At 71.5% G+C, this 17,228-nt stretch carries 12 protein-coding genes; 8 read left to right on the top strand and 4 right to left on the bottom strand.

The genetic code is table 11. The annotated features are described in order from the left end of the window. Window positions 1-3: 3 nt before the first annotated feature. On the top strand, window positions 4-1,542 hold the full coding sequence (locus tag ACLQ3B_RS08935; RefSeq protein ID WP_425779055.1) for a SpoIIE family protein phosphatase: 1,539 nt from the start codon (window positions 4-6) through the stop codon (window positions 1,540-1,542). Between the two features lie 35 nt (window positions 1,543-1,577). On the opposite strand, the gene ACLQ3B_RS08930 is transcribed toward ACLQ3B_RS08935, so the two are convergent. After that, window positions 1,578-2,405 carry an AraC family transcriptional regulator gene (locus ACLQ3B_RS08930; protein WP_425779053.1) on the bottom strand — a complete coding sequence of 276 codons (828 nt, stop codon included), beginning with the start codon at window positions 2,403-2,405 and terminating at the stop codon, window positions 1,578-1,580. A gap of 31 nt (window positions 2,406-2,436) precedes the next feature. Here ACLQ3B_RS08930 and ACLQ3B_RS08925 point away from each other — a divergent pair, with 31 nt between their 5' ends. From ACLQ3B_RS08925 to ACLQ3B_RS08910, 4 genes are all read left to right on the top strand, one after another. Beyond that, a complete protein-coding gene (locus ACLQ3B_RS08925; RefSeq protein WP_425779051.1) occupies window positions 2,437-3,021 on the top strand; it encodes a TIGR03086 family metal-binding protein in 585 nt (194 codons plus the stop codon). A 190-nt stretch (window positions 3,022-3,211) separates the two neighbouring features. Further along, window positions 3,212-3,748: a PadR family transcriptional regulator gene (locus ACLQ3B_RS08920; RefSeq protein WP_425779049.1), complete on the top strand. Its 537-nt coding sequence runs from the start codon at window positions 3,212-3,214 to the stop codon at window positions 3,746-3,748. Next, the gene (locus ACLQ3B_RS08915) at window positions 3,745-4,446 is read left to right on the top strand and encodes an ABC transporter ATP-binding protein (RefSeq protein WP_425779047.1); all 702 of its coding nucleotides are present in this window, start codon (window positions 3,745-3,747) and stop codon (window positions 4,444-4,446) included. The genes ACLQ3B_RS08920 and ACLQ3B_RS08915 overlap by 4 nt, the downstream gene beginning before the upstream one ends. Then, entirely contained in the window at window positions 4,443-5,966 is a 1,524-nt protein-coding gene (locus ACLQ3B_RS08910; protein WP_425779045.1) for an FtsX-like permease family protein, read from the top strand. Before ACLQ3B_RS08915 ends, ACLQ3B_RS08910 begins: the two co-directional genes overlap by 4 nt. A 24-nt stretch (window positions 5,967-5,990) precedes the next feature. Here the strand turns inward: ACLQ3B_RS08910 and ACLQ3B_RS08905 are convergent, their stop codons facing one another. Together ACLQ3B_RS08905 and ACLQ3B_RS08900 are read right to left on the bottom strand one after the other, a co-directional pair. Then, a complete protein-coding gene (locus ACLQ3B_RS08905; protein ID WP_425779043.1) occupies window positions 5,991-6,179 on the bottom strand; it encodes a hypothetical protein in 189 nt (62 codons plus the stop codon). 83 nt (window positions 6,180-6,262) lie between these two features. Then, window positions 6,263-8,359, bottom strand: a complete 2,097-nt coding sequence (locus ACLQ3B_RS08900) for a S9 family peptidase (protein ID WP_425779042.1) — start codon at window positions 8,357-8,359, stop codon at window positions 6,263-6,265. A gap of 96 nt (window positions 8,360-8,455) precedes the next feature. On the opposite strand from ACLQ3B_RS08900, the gene ACLQ3B_RS08895 reads away from it, so the two are divergent. Further along, entirely contained in the window at window positions 8,456-9,814 is a 1,359-nt protein-coding gene (locus ACLQ3B_RS08895) for an FAD-binding oxidoreductase (RefSeq protein WP_425779040.1), read from the top strand. Between the two features lie 136 nt (window positions 9,815-9,950). On the opposite strand, the gene ACLQ3B_RS08890 is transcribed toward ACLQ3B_RS08895, so the two are convergent. Further along, a complete protein-coding gene (locus ACLQ3B_RS08890) occupies window positions 9,951-12,023 on the bottom strand; it encodes a SpoIIE family protein phosphatase (protein ID WP_425779038.1) in 2,073 nt (690 codons plus the stop codon). Between the two features lie 282 nt (window positions 12,024-12,305). On the opposite strand from ACLQ3B_RS08890, the gene ACLQ3B_RS08885 reads away from it, so the two are divergent. Further along, window positions 12,306-16,673 carry a HAMP domain-containing protein gene (locus ACLQ3B_RS08885; protein WP_425779036.1) on the top strand — a complete coding sequence of 1,456 codons (4,368 nt, stop codon included), beginning with the start codon at window positions 12,306-12,308 and terminating at the stop codon, window positions 16,671-16,673. After that, a complete protein-coding gene (locus ACLQ3B_RS08880) occupies window positions 16,670-17,224 on the top strand; it encodes a response regulator (RefSeq protein ID WP_425779034.1) in 555 nt (184 codons plus the stop codon). Before ACLQ3B_RS08885 ends, ACLQ3B_RS08880 begins: the two co-directional genes overlap by 4 nt. Window positions 17,225-17,228 lie beyond the last annotated feature (4 nt).

Below are 17,228 nucleotides of genomic sequence, written 5' to 3'. Positions count from 1 at the left end.
GGCATGGACGGCCTGCCGACAACCATCCTGGTGGTCGACGACAGTCGTACCAAGCGTTACCTGCTGGTCAGCTGGCTGACCCGGGCCGGGTTCACCGTGCTAGAAGCCGAGAACGGCGCCGAGGCGTTGGCTCGGGTCGAGGTGGACCGGATCGACCTGGTGGTGCTCGACGTCCGGTTGCCCGACCTGAGCGGGTACGAGGTCTGCGAACAGATCAAGGTGCGGCACCCGGCGATGCCGGTGATCCACGTGTCGGCGCACGCCGTGGACGTGGCCGACCGCGCCCAGGGGCTGACCCGGGGCGCGGACGCGTACCTGACCGAGCCCATCGAGCCCGAAGAGCTGATCGCCACCACGCGGGCGGTGCTGCGCTACTACCAGGCACGGCAGCGCGCCGAACTGCTCGCCGAGCGGTTGCTCGGGCTGGCCGACACGACAGTGGCGGTGCACGCCGCGCCGACCTTCGCGCGCCTGCTGGAGGCCGCCGCCGAGGGCGCCGCCGAGATCTTCAAGAGCCCGGCGGCGGTGATCGCCGAAACCTTCGACGGCGACTGTCTCGCGGGGATCTGCGCCGGTCCCGGCGCGGTGGCCGCCGTGGTGCCATGGGTCGTCGACGACACCGGGGTGCCCACCGGTGCCACGGTGCGGGTGGAGACCCCGGCGAACTGGGCGCTCGTCGACTGGCCGGCGGACGACACGGTGACCATCGCCGCCGCCCGGCTGCGCGAGGACCGGGCCCCGCTGTACGTGGTGGTCCCGACCGCCACCCAGACCGCGCGAACCCCGGTGCTCAAGCAGTTGGCTCAAGCGGTGGCGGCGGCCGTGGAGGGGCAGCGCTCGTTCGACGAGGAGCACCGGATCGCGGTCACCCTCCAACGCAGCCTGCTCCCGCGCGGGCTACCCACCGTGGCCGGCCTCGATTTCGCGGTGCGCTACGAACCGGCCAGCGCCCAGACCGAGGTGGGTGGCGACTTCTACGAGCTGGTGATGCTCGACGGGCACCTGCTGATGGCGATCGGAGACGTCGCCGGCCACTCGCTGCACGCGGCGACGGTGATGGCCGAGCTGCGGCACGCCGTGCGGGCGTACGCGGTCGAGGGCCACCAGCCCGGCGAGATCCTGCACCGGGTCAACGAGCTGATGCGGACACTGCTGCCGAACGAGGTCGCGACGCTCTGCGTACTGCTGCTGCACCCGCCGAGCGGACGGGTGCGGCTGGCCAGCGCCGGGCACCTTCCGCCGCTGCTGATCATGGACGGCAAGGTCGAGTTCGTGCAGCACTCCGCGCCGCTGCTCGGCATCCGCGCCCCTCGCCCGGCCGACCTGGAGTTCGTGGTGCCGGCCGGAGCCACGCTGGTCCTCTACACCGACGGGCTGATCGAGCGACGGGACGCCACCATCGACGAGGGACTGTCCGCGCTGGCCGCGGTCGCCGCGGTCGTCGACGCTGACCTGGACCAGTTCTGCGCCCGACTACTGGTGGAACTGGCCCCACCGGAGATCCACGACGACGTCGCCGTGGTCGTCCTGCGTCGCCGCTGACCCGTCAGCCCGTTCGGCTCCCTGACCCGGCCTCCTCAGCGCACCGAGCGGGCGTACGCGGCGGGGGACACCCCGGCCACCGCGGTGAAGTCGCGGACCAGGTGGGCCTGGTCGCTGTAGCCGAGGTCGGCGGCGAGGTCAGCCCAGCTCAGCGGGCCGCCGGCGGCCTGTTCGACCGCCTCCTGGAGCCGGTAACGGCGGATCACCCACTTCGGCCCGGCCCCCACGTACTCCATGAAGAGCCGCTGCAACCGGCGGACCGGAACGTCATGCCGCGCGGCGAAGTCGTCGACGCGCAGCACCGTACGGTCGGTGCGGATCGCCTCGGCCAGTCGGACGGCCTCCTCGACCATCGGGTCCGGCTCCGGCTGCCAGGCGGTGAGGAGGGTGTCCAGCGCCCGGCAGCGCTCGTCGTCGCTGGCCGCCGAGGTGGCTGCTCCCGAAGACCTGCCCGCGCCCACCGGGACGTCCGGGCGGGTCAGCCGGCCGAACGGCAGCAGCGCCCTACGACCGGTCAGCTCACTGACCGCGCGCCGCCAGAACGGGTGGAAGCCGCCGGGGCGGAACTGCACCCCGGACACCCGGCCGGTGCCGCTGAGCGTGATCCGGAACAGGTCGCGGCCCACCCCGGCCACCTCGCCGGACTCGGGCCCGCCGTCGTCCCGTCGGAACACCACGTTCACCGCCGGGTGTGGCACGACCCGCTGCTCGAACGGCTCGCTCAACGCCCAGTCGATCAACCAGTAGTGCTCGACCCACTGACGCAGCGACTCCGCCGGCAGGTGCCGGCGGAAGCGCATCTCGCGCAGCATGCGACCGGGGTCGAGAATCCCCCGGCTGTCGCCACGCGGTCGCTGTCGCATTTGTTCAAGACCACCCTCATACGCTGGCCCTATGTCCACTCAGACTAGCGAGCTGCTGGCGGCCGCCGCGCCGCGAACCGTCGACGTCGTACGGGGTATCTCCGACGACCAGCTGGACCTGCCCACCCCGTGCAGCGACTACCTGGTCCGTGATCTGCTCAACCACCTCTTCCAGGTGGTGGTCAACTTTCAGGACCTGGCCGAGAAGCGACAGGTGGAGTGGGCCGAGAAGCCCGACCACCTGGGCGACGGCTGGCGGGACCGTTTCGAGGTGGAGACCGGCCGTTTGGTGACCGCCTGGTCGAAGCCGTCCACGGTGGAGGGCATGTCACCACGTATGCCCATGCCGCAGACCGCCATCGGCGGCATGGCCCTGCTGGATTTGACGGTGCACGGTTGGGATCTCGCGGTCGCCACCGGTCAGCCGTACCACCCGGCCCCGGAGGTGGTGGCCCATCTGCACGAGCTGGTGGAGCAGTTGGGCCCCACCGCCCGCAAGATGGGCGTCTTCGCCGACCCACTACCCACCCCAAACCTCGACCCCGACCTGCCCCCCGACCTGGCCCACCTCCTGACCCAAACCGGCCGCACCCCCACCTGGCCCCAAACCCCCTAGCCCCCACCCCACCAACCCCACCCCATCCCACCCCATCCCCGGCCCTCCCGCCCACCTCGGTGATCAAGAGGTTTGCGTCAGATTCCGGCGCGTTGGTGACGCAAACCTCTTGATCAACCAGGTAAGTCGGGGCGGCGCGGGGTGGGGTGGGGTGTTGACTTGGGTATTCGCTGGGTGAATAGTGGGCGGCGTGTCTACGTCGCATGTTCTGCTCGGGTTGCTTGCTGGGGGCAGCCGGCACGGGTATGAGCTGAAGCGTGCGCACGACGAGCGGCTGCCGCGGGCTCGGCCACTGGCCTTCGGGCAGGTCTACGCCACTCTTGGCCGCCTCGAACGCGACGGGCTGGTGGCGGCCGCCGGGCAGGATCGGGTGGCCGGGCCGGATCGCACGGCGTACGCGCTGACCGACCAGGGGCGGGCCACGCTGGACGAGTGGCTGGCCACCGTGGAGCCGCCCATGCCGTACGTGGCCAGCACGCTCTTCGCCAAGGTCGTGGTGGCGCTGCTGGTCGCCGACGTCGATCGGGCCCGGTCGTACCTGATCGCCCAGCGAGCCGCGCACACCGCACGGCTGCGTGAGCTGACCGCGGTCAAGGCCGACCCGGCCGGCACCCTCAGCGACGTGGTCGCGGCCGATTTCGCGATCGCCCACCTCGACGCGGATCTGCGGTGGCTGCACGCCACCCTGGGCCGGGTCGCCGACTGGCACCGGGAGGTGCATCCGTGACGCAACTCCAGGCTCGCGGCGTGGTTCGGGCGTACGGCCCGACGCCCGCGCTGCGCGGTGTGACGCTCGACGTGGCCGAGGGCGAGATCGTCGCCGTCAGCGGGCCGAGCGGCTGCGGCAAGTCGACACTGCTGCACTGTCTGGCCGGGATCCTCCGGCCGGACGCGGGCGAGGTCATGTGGCGGGGGCACCGCGTCGACACCTTGTCGGAGGCGGCCCGGTCCCGGCTGCGGCGCACCGAGTTCGGGGTGCTGTTCCAGTTTGGTCAACTGGTGGCCGAGCTGACCGCAGCCGAGAACGTCGCCCTGCCCCTGCTCCTCGCCGGCACGGGGCGGCGAGAGGCACGGACGGCGGCGCTCACCTGGCTGGAACGGTTCGGGGTGACCGAGGTGGCCGACGTGCGGCCGGGTGAGATGTCCGGGGGTCAGCAGCAACGGTGCGCCACCGCGCGGGCGTTGGTGACCGAGCCTCGGGTGCTCTTCGCCGACGAGCCGACCGGCGCACTGGACACGCTCACCGGCGAGCAGGTCCTCACCCAACTGGTCCGGCTCGCCCGTGAGCAGCGCACCGCTGTCGTGCTGGTCACCCACGAGCCGCGGATCGCCGCGTACGCCGATCGGGAGATCGTGCTGCGCGACGGCTTGGTGGACCACACCGGCCTGGGGATCGACGTGCCGCTGGCCGGCGGTGCCCGGTGAGACCGGCGACGCTGGTCCGCCTCGCGCTCGCCGGCACTCGCACCGACACCGCCCGGGTGGTGCTCACGGCGCTCAGCGCCCTGCTGGCGACCCTGGCCGGGCTCGCGGCGCTCACCGTGTTGGCCATCGAGAAACCCCCCGGTGACGCCTGGGCGCAGTCCGAGCAGTACCGCAACGCGTTGCTGCGGGAGCCCGGGTTGCGCGGGGGTACGGCGTTCGCGCTGCTGATGCTGATGGTCCCGGTGCTGGCGCTGGCCGGTCAGTGCGCGCGGCTCGGCGCGCCGGCCCGGGACCGTCGGTTGGCCGCGCTCAGGTTGGCCGGCGCCACTCCCGGGCAGGTCACCCGGCTGGTGGTGCTGGAGACGGGCGTGGCCGCTCTGCTCGGCACGCTCGTCGGGCTGGGTGTCTACCTGGTTGGCCGCGAACTGTTGCACCGACCGGACGCGCGAGGTCGACTGGCCCTGCCCACCGACGTGCTGCCGTCGACCGGTGCGCTGGTCGGCGTGGTGCTCGGTCTGCCGGTCGTGGCGGCGCTGGCCACCGCCCTGATGCTGCGTACGGTCACCACCAGCCCGCTGGGGGTGAGCCGCAAGGCCGCCCGTGAGCGTGGCCCGGGCCCGTGGGCGGGGCTCCTGATCGGGATCGGCGTGGTCTCGTTCGCGGTGATCCGCCCGGCGGTGAACAGGTTCGACGACAGCGAAGAGTGGGCCTGGCTGGTGCCGCTGTTGTTCGCGGTGGGTGCGTTGGCGGCGATGATCGGGGTGGTGATCGGCACCGGCTGGATCTCCTACCACTGCGGACGGTTGTTGCGTCGGTACGCCCGCCGGGCCCCGGCCCTGCTCGCGGCGGGCCGACTGATGGCCGACCCATGGGCGGGCAGCCGCACCTTCGCGGCGCTGCTCGCCGCCCTGATCTTCGGCGGGGGTGCGGCCGGCCAGCGCGCCTACTTCGCCACTCAGGACCAGCTCGAGCGGGAGCAGAGCCGGCTCACCGGGGTCGACGGTGGTGGCGCCGACCCTTTCTATCTGTCCACGATGGACCTTGTCGATGGCGCGATCGGTGTGGCCATCCTGATCGCGACGGGCGGGCTGATCGTCGCGCTGGTCGAGGGGATCGTCGCCCGTCGACGCGCCTATGCCGCGTTGGTCGCCACCGGGGTGCCGCGCGCCACGCTGAGTCGTTCGGTGGCTTGGCAGGCGTTGGCGCCCGCCGTGCCGGCGATCCTGCTCGCGCTCACCGTGGGCACGCTGCTCGGCCGAGGGCTCGGCAGGGAGGTGTCCGCGGGCGGCGGGTCGATGGCGATCTGCGAGGCCACGGCGACGCTCTGTGACGACCCAGCCACCCGAGAGCAGTACACCCGGATCGCGCACTTCCCCGTGGTGCAGCGAGCCGTTCCCGTACCTCTGGAACACCTGGCGTGGCTCGGTGCTGGCGCGTTGGCGGCGGTGCTGGTGACGGTCGGTGTCGGCCTGCTCTTCCTGCGCGTCAGCACCGCCCTGGACGAGCTGCGGACGACCTGAGCCGAGGTGTCCCCACCGGTATGGTCAGGCGCTGAGCAGGCCGGAGGAGAGCGCGACAAGCGTGCCGACCACGGCCGAGCAACAGCAGACCAGGAGGCCGGCGACCACGGCGAGGATCAGCCAGACCCGGCGATCCCGTGCCACCGCCGCCACGCTCGGCCGGCGGACGTTCTCGCCGGCCCTGCCGTCGCCGTCCTCCGTAGCCCCGGTCACCCCGGAAGTCTAGGCCGGCGGCACCCGCGTCGGCGCGGGAACGCCAGCCACCCGGCGCCCCCGCGATCACGTCGACCCACGGGTCAGGCGCGGCCGATGCGGTCCAGGATCCAAGCGTTGATGAACGCCTCCTCGCGCCAGGAGTCGTAGCGACCACTCGGGCCGCCGTGCCCGGCGCCCATCTCGGTCTTCAGCAGGTAGTCGCCGCCCGGGGCGACCGCCCGCAGCCGGGCGATCCACTTCGCCGGCTCCGAGTAGAGCACCCGGGTGTCGTTGAGGCTTGTCACCGCGAGGATCGCGGGATAGTCCACGGCCGCCACGTTCTCGTACGGCGTGTACGACTTCATGTACGCGTACACCTCGGGGTCGTCGAGCGGATTGCCCCACTCCTCCCACTCGGTGACGGTCAGCGGCAGCGACGGGTCGAGGATCGACGTGAGCGCGTCCACGAACGGCACCTGCGCCACGATCCCGGTGAACGCGTCCGGGGCGAGGTTGGCCACCGCGCCCATCAGCAGTCCACCGGCAGAGGCGCCCCGCGCGACCAGCCGGTCGCTGGCCGTCCAGCCGGCCTTGACGAGGTGCCGGGCACACGACACGAAGTCGGTGAAGGTGTTCTTCTTGGCCAGCAGCTTGCCCTGGTCGTACCACCGTCGGCCCAGCTCACCGCCGCCCCGGATGTGCGCCACCGCGAAGACCACGCCCCGGTCCAGCAGGGACAGTCGGGCCACCGAGAACCACGGGTCCATGCTGGCCTCGTACGAGCCGTAGCCGTACAGCTCGCACGGTGCCGAGCCGTCCCGGGGGGTGCCGACGCGGCAGACCAGCGAGATCGGCACCCGGGTGCCGTCGTCGGCGAGCGCCCAGTCGCGGTGCTGCTCGTACTCGGCCGGGTCGTACGGTCGCCCGTCCGGCCCGGGCAGCACCGGCTTCTGCTTGAGCAGCACCATCTGCCGGGTGACCAGGTCGTAGTCGTACACCGAGTCGGGTGTGATCAGGGAGGAGTAGCGCAGCCGGACCTGGCCGGTGCGGTACTCCGGGTTGGCGTCCAACCCGACGCTGTACAGCGGCTCGGGGAAGTCGATGTCGTACCCGTCGTCACTGCCCACCGGCAGCACCCGCAGCCCGGTGAGCCCTTCGGTGCGCAGCGACACCACCAGGTGGTTGGCGAAGGCGTCGACGGCCTCCAGCCGGGTGCCGGGGGTGTGCTCGATCAGCGGCACCCAGTCGCCGGGTACGTCCGCCGAGGTGAACGCCAGCGCGAAGTCCTCCGCGCCGTCGTTGTGCAGGATCAGGAAACGGTGGCCGTGGTGCTCCACCGTGTACTCGACGCCCTGTCGGCGGGGAGCGATCACGGCCGGCGCGCCGGTCGGGTTGCCGGCGGGGATCACCAGCACCTCGCTTGTCACCTTGCTGTGCACGTCGATGAGGACGAACTTCTCCGACCGGGTGAGCTCCACGCCCACCCAGAACCGCTCGTCGTCCTCCTGGTGGACCACCACGTCGTCGGCCGCCGCGGAGCCGATGACGTGCCGCCACACCCGGTTCGGCCGCCAGGCGTCGTCCACCGTCACGTAGAACAGCACCGAGGCGTCGCTCGACCAGGCGGTGCCGTAGAACGTGTCCGGTACCTCGTCCGGCAGCAGCTCGCCGGTGGTCAGGTCCTTCACGCGCAGGGTGAACCGCTCGTCGCCGGAGAAGTCGGTGGAGTAGGCCAGCCAGCGACCGTCCGGGCTGACGTCGAACGCGCCGAGCGAGAAGAAGTCGTGCCCCTCGGCCAGCAGGTTGCCGTCGAGGAGCACCTCCTCGCCGTCGAGTGGGGCGCCGTCGGCGCTGACCGGCGGGTCGGTCTCACCGTCGCGGACCGCCCGGCGGCACTGCACTCCGTACTGTTGCCCCTCGACCGTCCGGGTGTAGTACCAGTGCCCGCCCTTGCGGGTCGGCACGGACAGGTCGGTTTCCTGGGTGCGTCGGCGAGTCTCCTCGAACAGGTCGGCGCGCAACTCGGCCAGGTGTGCCGTACGCGCGTCGGTGTACTCGTTCTCGGCGGTCAGGTAGCCGATCGTCTCCGGGTCGTCCTTGACGGCGAGCCAGGCGTACTCATCGACGACGGTGTCGCCGTGGTGGGTGCGCTCGCTGGGCACCCGCTTCGCCGCGGGCGGGGCAGTCTCGGTGGTCACGGCGGCCACGTTACCGGCCGGCAGCCGCAGTGCGCCGGACCAGTGGCATCCCGATACCCGCAACCCCGACTTTCGAACACATGTACGATGGCCGGCATGGCGGCAGCAGCGAGTTCCCTCGGCCGGTCCGGAGCCATTGAGATCAGCCGGCGGTTGGCGGCGATCTGCGGTCCACCCTTCTCCCGGCTGGCCGGTCCTGCCGACGAGGTGGCGGGGCGGCCGGCGCGCTGGGTGGCCGTCCCGGGCAGCCCGCACGCCGCCGCCGAGGTGCTGCGGTTGGCCGCCACGCACGATCTGGCGGTGGTGCCCCGAGGCGCGGGCACGAAGATCGACTGGGGGGCCACTCCCGTTCAGGTCGACATCCTGCTCGACACCGGCCGACTGGCCGGCATCGGTCACGAGCCGGTCGACTCGCTGGTGACCGACGTGGGGGCCGGCACCCCGCTGCGGGCGGTGCAGGCCACCCTGGAGCGCACCGGGCAGCGTCTCGCGATGGACGCCCCGTCGCCCGGCGCGACCCTGGGTGGCGTGCTCGCCGCCGGCGAGGCCGGTCCGTTGCGCCACCGCCACGGCAGCCCCTGCGACCAACTGCTCGGTGTGCGCTACCTCGCCGCCGACGGCGAGCTGATCAGCGTCGGCGGTGGCGCGCCCGGGCTCGACCTGGCCCGCCTGCTCTGCGGTTCCCAGGGCGCGCTCGGCGTGCTGGTTGCGGCGAGCCTGCGGGTGCAGGCGGTGCCGGCGAGCAGGCTCTGGGTGTCCCGCCCGGTGTGGACGCCGCTGGAGGTGCACGACCTGGTCCGGACGATCCTCGCCGCTCGGCTTGAGCCGTCGGCCGTCGAGCTGGATCTGCCCGGCGGCACCCCCCGCCCGCGTACGCCGTACCCGCCCGGTCACCCGGCGGCCACCGCCCGCGAGCGCCATCCGTCGATGTCCGGCCGGTCCGATGCCCCGTCCCGGGCCGGCAGCCTGGTGGTGCTGCTGGAGGGCGGCCCCGCCGACGTCACCGAACGTGCCGAGCAGCTGGTCGGCCTGCTGCACGGGGAGGCGACGATCGCCCACTCGGCGCCGACGTGGTGGCGCCGCTACCCGTTCGCGCCCGGTGACACGGCGCTGCGCCTGGAAGTGCCGATCGGCGATCTGCACGCCGCCGTCTACGCACTGCGGGACGCGGCCGGCGCGCCGGTGCCTGTGCGCGGGTCCGCCGGGCTGGGCGTGGTGCACGCGGCACTGCCCGGGGCACTGGCACCCGACCGGGTGGCGTCCATCCTGGCCGCCGTCCGAGGGGTGCTGCTGGCCCGGCAGGGTCGTTGCGTGGTGGTCTCCGCTCCGGCGGCGGTCCGCCAGGCGGTCGACCTCTGGGGCGAGCTGGCCGGCCTGGCCCAGTTGCGGGCCGCGAAGAGGCACCTGGATCCGGAGCACCGTCTCGCGCCCGGGCGGCTCCCCGGCGGTCTGTGAGGCAGGCCCGGCAAACCGTCAGTCCATCCACCACTCGGCACGGACCGCCGGCCGGGAGTACGACGTGACCTGCGCGACGCTCGTCATGACCGTCAATCTGCCGAGCGGACCCGAAACCCGAGGGCCGCGCGGCGGTTCAGGTCGCGTCGTTGCGGAGCACCAGGACGGCGATGTCGTCTCGGGGCGGCTCGACCGAGAAGTTGATCGCTGCGGCGCGCAGCCGGGCGGCCACCACGTCGGCTGAATAGCCGGCCAGGGGCGCGGCGGCGTCCCGTAACCGGTCGGTGCCGAACAGCTCCCGGCCGCGCCGCCGCTCGGTGACGCCATCGGTGTAGAAGATCAGCGCATCGCCCGGCGCCAGTGTGATCTCCGCCGTCGGTGAGGTGATCGTGTCGAGTAGACCGAGCGCGGTGCCGCCGGTGCCGACGAACTCGGCGCCGCCCACCCCGGCCAGCAGCACCGGCCGGTCGTGCCCGGCGAGGTGCAGCGCCACGTCCAACTGGCCGCCCTGGCCCGGCCCGACCGCGGCCAGCGCCAGCGTGCAGTAGCGACCACCACCGCGCTCGACGAGAGTCTCGTTGAGCCGCGCCAGCGCCTCGGGTAACGGTTTGCCGTCGCCGACCAGCACCCGGATCACGTCCCGGACCAGCCCGGTCACCGCGGCGGCCTGGACGCCCTTGCCCGAGACGTCACCGATCACCACCAGCCAGCGCCCGTCGGGCAACGGCACCACGTCGTAGAAGTCGCCCCCCACCTCGGCGTCGTCGCCGGTCGGGACGTACTCGGCGGCGAAACCGATCCCGTCCACCACCGGCAGGACCGGCGGCAGCAGAGACTGCTGGAGTGTCTGCGCCACGCGACGGCGCTCGGCGTGGATCCGGGCGTTCTCGATGGCCAGGGCGGCCCGCCGGGCCACGTCCTCCAACACGGCGACCTCGTCCGGGTCATGCCGGTGCCGCTGGTGCCGCCCCACCGCGAGGGTCCCGAGCCGCTGCCCGCGGGCGATCAGCGGGACCGCGAAACCCTCCATCGGGCCGCCCAGGGGGATCTGCGCCGCGCTGCGGGACGCCTCGCGGAGGCGGGCCTGGATCGAATCCGGCCCGGTCTCCGCCAGCACCTTGTGCAGCTGCGGAAGCATCGACTCGTCGGCGTGGCTGGCCGCCGCCAGCCGGAGCCGACCCCACTCGTCGGTGGTGTGCACCGCGCACCACTGACCGAGTCGCGGCACCACCAACTGCGGCACCAGCGCCATGGTCAGGTCGACGTCCAACGACTGGGCCAGGAGCTCGCTCGCTTCGGCCAGGAACGTCAACCACACCTGCCGGCGGACGTCGGCCCGGCGCAGCCGGTCGTTCTCCAGGTGCAGCGACAGTCGTTCGGCGGTGAGCACCGCCAGCGGTCGCGCGTACGCGGACGGCGCGGCGTCCAACTCCAACTCCCCGGCGTAGGGGCGGTGCACCGTCAGCGGCACCCGGAGCAGCTCGCTGCCGGGGCGGGGCGGCCGACCGAAGCGGGCCAGCACCTGGAGGCCCTGTCCGTCACCCCGGTCCAGGCGGATCGTGCCGCCGGCCGCACCCACCATCTCGGCGACGCGGCTGAGCAGGCTGGTGGCGAAGTCGGGCAACGGGTCGTCCCCGTACAGGTCGGGGGTGGTCTGCATGAGTTCGCTCATCGCGCTGGCGCTCGGCGCGGAAGGATCGGTGCTCGTCCGTGGGCCGGCGTTGGCAGGCGTCGACTCGCCGATGCCGCCCGACCCGGGCGGGCCGACGCCGGGACGGTCCAGCCGGAACCAGACGCCCTTCCCGGTGGGCAGGTACGTGGTGCCCCAGCGGCTGGCGAAGTGGTCGACAAGCAGGAGGCCCCGGCCCCGCACGGAGACCTCGTTGATCTCGGTGGAGTCGTTGCGGTCGCCGACGGTCAGCTCGTCACCCGAGCCGGGGGCGAAGTCGGAGACGGTGACGGTCAGCCCGATCTCGTCGGCGACGACCTCGATGTCCAACTCGGTGCCGGCGTGCTCGACGGCGTTGGTGGTCAGCTCGGTGGTGAGCAGCAGCGCCTCGTTGGCCAGTTCGTCCAGGTGTGACTCGGTCAACACCGAGCGGACCACGGCGCGGGCGGCGGCCGGCGTGCGGCGGTCGGCGGGCAGGCGCACACGCCGGACGGCCCCGTCCCGGGCCCCGGCCGTCGCGGGCCCCGCCTCGGCTGACACCCCCGTATCCTCCACCGTCGCCCGGCCAGGTGCCAAGCCGATCACGGATCGCGGCCTGTCGCGTCGGTCAGCGGCGTAGGTGTTGACGCGTCGAATCGACGGGTGCGGGAGCCGGGCGAGGTTTGCGACGCGCCGTGTCGGCTCGACGCCGATCGGGCGGGTCGACGGGGCGATCGATGCGACCTGGCGGGTCGCGCACCCTGGTACTACGGCGCGCGCGGGCACAATATGGGGTGCCGGTGTGTCCGCACGGACCGGCGCCCCCGAGTTGAGCGAGGAATGATGACCACGGCGAAGCAGTCGGTGGCGGATCCGTCCGCGTCCGACCACGAGGCGCTCCTCGGTGAGTTGACCGAGGCACTGCGACGGATCGGTCGCGGTGACCTGAAGGCCCGGCTTCCCCGCCGGGCCGGCGCGGCCGGCGAGGTGGCGGACGCCTTCAACGAGATGGTCTCGCTCCAGGAGCGGCAGCACCTGGACCTGCGGCGGATCAGCCGGATCGTCGGCCGCGACGGCCGGCTCACCGAGCGGCTCGACGACGAGGGGCTGGACGGCTCCTGGGCGGAGGGGCAGCGGGCGATCAACTCGCTGATCGACGACCTGGGTCGACCCACCACCGAGATCGCCCGGGTGATCGTGGCGGTCGCCGATGGTGACCTGTCCCAGCACATGGCATTGGAGATCGACGGTCGGCCGCTGCGCGGTGAGTACCTGCGCATCGGGCGCACCGTGAACACGATGGTGGACCAACTGTCCTCGTTCTCGAACGAGGTGACCCGGGTGGCCCGTGAGGTGGGCACCGAGGGCAAGCTGGGCGGCCAGGCCGACGTCCGGGGTGTCGCCGGCACCTGGAAGGACCTCACCGACTCGGTGAACACCATGGCGTCGAACCTGACCGGCCAGGTGCGGTCGATCTCGCAGGTGGCGACGGCGGTGGCCAAGGGCGACCTGTCGCAGAAGATCACGGTCGGCGCCCGTGGTGAGGTCGCCGAGCTGGCCGCCACGATGAACTACCTCACCGACACGCTGCGGCTCTTCGCCGAGCAGGTGACCCGGGTGGCCCGCGAGGTGGGCACCGAGGGCAAGCTGGGCGGCCAGGCGGAGGTGCCGAACGTGGCCGGCACCTGGAAGGACCTGACCGACAGCGTCAACTCGATGGCGTCGAACCTGACCGCCCAGGTCCGCAACATCGCCCAGGTCTCCACGGCGGTGGCGCGCGGTGACCTGTCGCAGAAGATCACGGTGGCGGCGCAGGGCGAGATCCTGGAGCTGAAGGACACCGTCAACACGATGGTTGACCAGTTGTCGTCGTTCGCCGACGAGGTGACCCGGGTCGCGCGTGAGGTGGGCATCGAGGGCAAGTTGGGCGGTCAGGCCCAGGTGCGCGGCGTGTCCGGCACCTGGCGGGACCTCACCGAGAACGTCAACCAGCTGGCCGGCAACCTGACCAGCCAGGTCCGTAACATCTCCCAGGTCTCCACCGCCGTGGCGAAGGGTGACCTGTCGCAGAAGATCACCGTGGACGCCCAGGGCGAGATCCTGGAGCTGAAGAACACCGTCAACACCATGGTCGACCAGTTGTCGTCGTTCGCCGACGAGGTGACCCGGGTGGCCCGTGAGGTGGGCACCGAGGGCAACCTGGGCGGTCAGGCGCAGGTCAAGGGCGTCAGCGGTACGTGGCGTGACCTGACCGACAACGTCAACTCGATGGCGTCGAACCTGACCAGCCAGGTCCGCAACATCGCCTCGGTGACCACGGCGGTGGCGAAGGGTGACCTGTCGCAGAAGATCACCGTGGACGCGCGGGGCGAGATCCTGGAGCTGAAGTCCACTGTCAACACCATGGTGGACCAGTTGTCGTCGTTCGCCGACGAGGTGACCCGGGTGGCCCGTGAGGTGGGCACCGAGGGCAAGTTGGGCGGTCAGGCGCAGGTGCGCGGGGTGGCGGGCACGTGGCGGGACCTGACCGACAACGTCAACTCGATGGCGTCGAACCTGACCGCCCAGGTCCGCAACATCGCCCAGGTCTCCACGGCGGTGGCGAAGGGTGACCTGTCGCAGAAGATCACGGTGGACGCGCGGGGCGAGATCCTGGAGCTGAAGTCGACTGTCAACACGATGGTCGACCAGCTCTCGTCGTTCGCCGACGAGGTGACCCGGGTGGCCCGTGAGGTGGGCACCGAGGGCAAGCTCGGTGGCCAGGCGCAGGTCAAGGGTGTCTCCGGCACGTGGCGTGACCTGACCGACAACGTCAACTCGATGGCGTCGAACCTGACCAGCCAGGTCCGCAACATCGCCTCGGTGACCACCGCAGTGGCGAAGGGCGACCTGTCGCAGAAGATCACGGTGGACGCCCAGGGCGAGATCCTGGAGCTGAAGTCGACAGTCAACACCATGGTCGACCAGCTCTCGTCGTTCGCCGACGAGGTGACCCGGGTGGCCCGCGAGGTCGGTATCGAGGGCAAGCTCGGCGGTCAGGCGCAGGTCAAGGGTGTCTCCGGCACCTGGCGTGACCTCACCGAGAACGTCAACCAGCTCGCCTCGACGCTTACCACGCAGTTGCGTGCCATCGCCCAGGTGTCCACCTCGGTGACCCGCGGTGACCTGACCCAGCGGATCGCGGTCAAGGCGCAGGGCGAGGTCGCCGAGCTGAAGGACAACATCAACCAGATGATCGTCACCCTCCGGGAGACGACCAAGAAGAACGCCGAGCAGGGCTGGCTGGACTCCAACCTCGCCCGCATCGGCGGCCTGCTGCAGGGCCAGCGCGACCTCGGTGAGGTCTGCCGCATGATCATGACGGAGGTGACCCCGCTGGTCGACGCCCAGCTCGGCGCCTTCTTCCTGGCCGACGACGCCGACGGCAGCATGCGGCTGCGGTTGACCTCCTCGTACGGGTACGTGGCACGGGGGCACGACGTCACCTTCGGGCCGGGTGAGGGGCTGGTCGGGCAGACCGCGCTCTCCCGTCGCACGATCCGGGTCAGCGCCTCCCCGAACAGCCGGCTCACCCTGCGGTCCGGTCTGGCCGAGACACCCCCGTCCGACCTGGTGGTGCTGCCCGTCCTGTTCGAGGGCGAGCTGCTCGGGGTGATCGAGTTCGCCAGCGTGTCGGCCTTCTCGTCGCTGCACCTGTCGTTCCTGGAGCGGCTGGTGCTCACCATCGGCATCGCGGTCAACACCATCCAGGCCAACCGGCGTACGGAGGAGCTGTTGGCCCAGTCGCAGCGGCTGGCGCACGAGATGCAGGAGCAGTCGGCGGAGTTGCAGCGCACGAACGCCGAGCTGGAGGAGAAGGCCACTCTGCTGTCCGAGCAGAAGGGCAACATCGAGACGAAGAACCGGGAGATCGAGCTGGCGCGGCTGGGCCTGGAGGAGAAGGCGCAGCAGTTGACCCGGGCGTCGGCCTACAAGTCGGAGTTCCTGGCCAACATGAGCCACGAGCTGCGGACCCCGCTGAACTCGTTGCTGCTGCTGGCCCGTCTGCTGGCCGAGAACTCGGAGCAGAACCTCAGCCCGAAGCAGATCGAGTTCGCCAAGACCATCCACGGGTCCGGCTCCGACCTGCTGCGTCTGATCGACGACATCCTCGACCTGTCCAAGATCGAGGCGGGTCGGATGGACGTCGAGCCGACCGAGATCCGCTTCACCGAGCTGCGCGGCTACGTCGAGCAGGCGTTCGCGCCGCAGGCCGAGGAGAAGAACCTGGACTTCCAGGTACGGGTGAGCAAGGATCTGCCGCCGGCGTTGGTGACCGACGCGCAGCGGTTGCAGCAGATCCTGCGCAACCTGCTCTCGAACGCGGTGAAGTTCACCGACAACGGTGCCGTGACGCTGCGGATCGCCCCGGCCGCGGAGAACGCCGTCTTCGACGTGCCGGCGCTGACGAACGCCCAGCAGGTGATCGCGTTCACCGTGATCGACACGGGGATCGGCATCTCCGACGACAAGCTGTCGATCATCTTCGAGGCGTTCCAGCAAGCCGACGGCACGACCAGCCGCCGGTACGGTGGCACCGGTCTGGGCCTGTCGATCAGCCGCGATCTGGCCCGGCTGATCGGCGGCACCATCACCGTCTCGTCCGCGCCCGGTCAGGGCTCGACCTTCACCCTGTTCGTGCCGCAGGTGCTGGCCCCGGACGCCGTGGTCGCGCCCCAGACGCCGTCTCCGCAGCGCGCCGGCCTGCCGTCGTCGCTGCTGATGCCGCCGCTGGAACTGCTGCCGGACCGGCCGGAGGCACCGGCCACCCGCCAGCTGGACGGCGCCACCGTGCTGATCGTCGACGACGACGTCCGCAACGTCTTCGCCTTGACCAGCGCGTTGGAGCTGCACGGGATGACCGTGCTGTACTCGGACAACGGGGCGGACGGTGTCCGCCTGCTGGCCGAGCACCCGGAGGTGGACATCGTGCTGATGGACGCCATGATGCCCGACCAGGACGGTTACGAGACCACCCGTCAGATTCGCCGCAACCACCGGTTCGCCGACCTTCCGGTGGTCTTCCTGACCGCGAAGGCGATGCCGGGCGACCGTGAGTCGGCGCTCGCTGCCGGGGGCAGCGACTACATCACCAAGCCGGTCGACCTGGACGACCTGATCGAGCTGATGTCGTCCTGGATCAACGGCAGCCGGACCGAGGAGATTTCGTGACCCAGTTGGCCAAAGCGCTGCTCGTGGACGACCGGCGGCAGAATCTGACCGCCCTGGAGGCGATCCTCCAGGGGCTGCCGGTCCAGTCCGTGGCGGTGGAGAGCGGCGAGGCTGCGCTCAAGCAGCTGCTGGTGGACGACTTCGCGGTGATCCTGTTGGACGCGCAGATGCCGGACATGGACGGCTTCGAGACGGCGAGCCACATCAAGCGCCGCGAACGGACCCGGCACGTGCCGATCATCTTCCTCACCGCCGCCGACCGGGACGCCCAGCTCGCCCTTCGGGGCTACCAGGTGGGTGCGGTGGACTATCTCACCAAGCCGTTCGACCCGTGGGTGCTGCGGGCCAAGGTGTCGGTCTTCGTCGAGCTGTGGGTGAAGACCCGGCAGCTGGCCACCCAGTCGGACCTGGTCCGGGAGCGCGACACGCAGTGGCGTCGGCTGACCGACGCGGTCGACGAGGCGACGGCCCTGCTGCGTTCGGACGACCCGGAGGTCCGGGACCGGGCGGTGCGGCTGCTCGAACAGGCCCGCTGGGGCAACACCGCCTGACGCG

This window comes from Micromonospora sp. DT53 (assembly GCF_049841535.1).
In the GTDB taxonomy this organism is placed as follows: Bacteria; Actinomycetota; Actinomycetes; order Mycobacteriales; family Micromonosporaceae; genus Micromonospora.
This window is presented reverse-complemented; position numbering and strand designations above follow the sequence as displayed.